Annotated in this window: 3 protein-coding genes; all 3 read right to left on the bottom strand. The window is 60.7% G+C overall.

The window, feature by feature from the left end; all coding sequences use genetic code 11:
* A partial coding sequence (locus VMV64_RS03760) for an ATP-dependent DNA helicase (protein ID WP_325328618.1) occupies nucleotides 1-1,627 on the bottom strand: 1,627 nt, incomplete at its 3' end.
* The gene (locus VMV64_RS03755; protein ID WP_325328617.1) at nucleotides 1,628-2,116 is read right to left on the bottom strand and encodes a hydrogenase maturation protease; all 489 of its coding nucleotides are present in this window, start codon (nucleotides 2,114-2,116) and stop codon (nucleotides 1,628-1,630) included. It lies immediately after the preceding gene.
* Nucleotides 2,113-3,319, bottom strand: a 1,207-nt coding sequence (locus VMV64_RS03750) for a Ni/Fe hydrogenase subunit alpha (protein WP_325328616.1), incomplete at its 5' end; no start/stop codon positions are given. The genes VMV64_RS03755 and VMV64_RS03750, both read right to left, overlap by 4 nt.

Genomic DNA, 3,319 nt, shown 5'->3' with positions numbered 1-3,319 from the left:
CCAGCGACAGCGCCGAGCCGCGCACGTCCACGCCTTCCCAGAAGCTCTGGCTGGCCACCAGCACGGCGTTGCCGAGGCGACGGAAGCGCTCCAGCAGTTCGGTGCGGGTTCCCTCCCCTTGCAGCAGCAAAGGAAACTCCAACCCTTCTTTTTCGAATGCCTCTTTCAGCAACTCATGCGCCTCGCGCATGGCGCGCAGGCTGGTGCACAGCAGGAACGCCCGGCCGCCGCTGGCGCGGATCACCGGCAGGGCTGCCGCCACCACCGCTTCGGTATACTCGCGGCTGTTCGGCTCCGGCATCCCCGTCGGGACATAAAGCACGGCCTGGTTTTCATAGTCGAAAGGACTGTCCCAGAAAGCCGTGGCCGCTTCGAGCAGCCCCATCTGGCTCTGGTAATGGCTGAAATCCTTTTTCACCGCGAGCGTGGCAGAGGTAAAAATCCAGGCCCGTGTTTGGCCGTCGATCTGCTTGCGGAATATCTCGGCGATGGAAAGCGGCGTGGCATTGAGTTGCATGGCGCGGTTGAACACCTCCACCCAGCGCACGCTGCCGCTGTTTTCATCATCCATCCAGCGCTTCAATTGTGCCGCGAACTGGGTGCCGCGCTGCCAGCAGTTTTCCAGGCCGGGGCTGCGCTGAGCCTGGGATTCAAGCAGCTTGTTCAGGGCATCGAGCCGGGTTTTAACTTCGGCCAGGGCATCCGCAAAGCCGCGTACTGCCTGAGCCGCAGTCAATGGCAGGCGCACACTGTCTTGCGGGAACACCAGGCGCAGATCGCGCGCAGCTTTTTCAAGTGCTGCAGCGCCTTCTGGCAGCGCGGCAAAATCCTTGGCCGAAACCACTCCCTCGGCATGGGCGTCATGGGCCAACTCAAGCAACTGGGAAGTGCCCAGGTTTTCGCCGAAAAACAGGCTGGCGGTTTCCGGCAGTTGGTGCGCCTCGTCGAAGATCACGGTGTTGCTGGCGGGCAGCAGTTCGGCAACGCCCTCATCGCGCAGCATCACGTCGGCGAAAAACAAGTGATGGTTGACCACCACCACGTCCGCACCCTGCGCGCGCTTGCGCGCCTCCATGACAAAGCAGTCCTTGTGAAACGCGCATTCCTGGCCGAGGCAGTTTTCCCGCGTCGAGGTGACATAAGACCAGATACCGGCATTTTCCGGCACTTCGCTCAGGGTGCTTTTGTCGCCGCTGTCGCTCGACTTGGTAAAGCGCTCGATCAGGGAAAGATAACGCGAGTCGTCCCGCGTCATGAAGCGCCCTTCGTTCTTGGCGCGTTCGAGATGGAAGTGACAGACGTAATTGGCGCGCCCCTTGAGCATCGCGATCGTCACCGGCACTTTCAGCGCCTCGCGCATGGCCGGAATGTCGCGAAAGAAAAGCTGGTCCTGCAGCGTCTTGGTGCCGGTGGAAATAATCACCTTGCCGCCGGCAAGCAGTGCCGGGGCGAGATAGGCATAGGTCTTGCCGGTGCCGGTGCCTGCCTCGGCCACCAGGATTTCGTGTTTTTCAATTGCGGTGGAAATGGTTCGCGCCATTTCCAGTTGCTGGCTGCGGACGCGGTAATCCTTGAAGGCGCGGGCCAGCACACCGTCTTCGGCAAAAATGGAATCGAGATCGAGCATTTATCGGGAAAAGGTCTGCCAGACATCGGGATAAGGCCGGGCGCACAATTGTATCAGCAAATCCAGCGCGGCATCCCGGTTCTGCTCTGCCTCGCGGCCTAGCGGCTCGCCCAGTTCGAAGCTCTCGCCGCGCACGGCGAGAAGGAAGGCAGGCGGCGCAGGGCGGCGATAAACCCGCTCGAAAACCTGCAACACGGTTGCCGGCGACATGGCATGAGTAGTGTGGCTGACATCCTGCGAAGACTGAATACGGGAAAGGGAAAAAGGTGCGGGGCAGGATGCGCTGGCGTCGATGAACAGCACCAAGTCGCGGTTTTCCATATCTGCCGCATCCTCGATTTGCAGTTGAAAATCGGTCAGCAACTCGATTTCCGGCCACTCCGGGTGACGCTCCTGGTTTGCTGCAAGGAGTTCGAGCAGTTGCGGGCCAAGCGCGTCATCGCCCCGGCTTGGGTTGCCATAACCGAAAACCAGCAGCGGTGCGGTCAAACGTCACACCGACCGTCTGAGTTCTTGGCCAGCCGGTCGATCACGTTGCCGCCTGCGTCCACCAGTTCCACTTCCAAAGGCATCTTGCCCACGGCATGGGTGGCGCATGACAAGCAGGGGTCGAAGGCGCGGATCGCCACTTCGATATGGTTGAGCAGCCCCTCGGTCACCTGCTGGCCGTCCAGGTATTGCAGAGCGACCTGCCGCACCGCTTCGTTCATGGCGTGGTTGTTGTGGGTGGTGGAAACGATCAGGTTGGCGCGGACGACCAGATCGTCCTCGTTGACGCGATAGTGGTGGATCAGCGTTCCGCGCGGCGCCTCGATCACGCCGACACCGCGTAGCGCCGGCTCGCCCTTGCGAACCAGGTCATCGCCCTGCAAGTCGCCATCCAGCAGCAGTTCCTGAATGCCTTCGGCGGCGTGCAGCATTTCGATCATGCGCGCCCAGTGGTAGGCCAGCGTAGCCTGGGTTGCGCTGCCTCCGTCGAATTCCTTGAAAACTTTTCTTTCGGCTTCTGCCAGGGGGGTCGGAATGAAATCGCAATTGTTGACCCGCGCCAGCGGGCCGACCCGGTACCAGCCTTCTTCCCTGCCTCTTGACCGGATGAAGGGGAATTTCATGTAAGACCACGACTTTACTTCCTCGTGGATATAGTCCCAGTAATGGCCGTAATCGACGTGATCGAAAATCGTCTGTCCATGTTCGTCGGTGGCTCTCAAGCCGCCGTGGTAGAGATCCATGGCGCCGTCTTCCCGCACCAGGCTCATAAAACTGGATCTGTAATAACCGAAGCCGTTGTGGAATTCCGGGTTGCCGGTATAGACTTTCTTGATCAGTTCGACGGCCGCCCGGCTCCAGGCGATGATGTTGTCGATATCCTTCAGCAGGATGTCGCGTTCTTCAAGCGACAGATTTTTGTTCACGCCGCCGGGAACCGCACCGGTGCCATGAACACGCTTGCCCATCGTGATCCGGATGATTTCCTGGCCGTACTTGCGCAGGGCGATGCCCTGCCTGGCAATGTCCGGATAGGCCGCCGCCACGCCGACGATGTTGCGCTTTGCCACATCGCTATCGAAGCCGAACAGCAGGTCGGGCGAGGCGAGGTAATAGAAATGCAGGGCGTGGGATTGCAGGATCTGGCCAAGATGCATGAGGCGGCGCAGCTTCTCTGCGGTGGCCGTCAACTGCGCGCCGACG

It is taken from the genome of Sulfuricella sp. (genome assembly GCF_035531155.1).
Classification (GTDB): Bacteria; Pseudomonadota; Gammaproteobacteria; order Burkholderiales; family Sulfuricellaceae; genus Sulfuricella.
The sequence above is the reverse complement of the archived record's forward strand: the minus strand, read 5'-3'. Positions and strand labels throughout refer to the sequence as shown.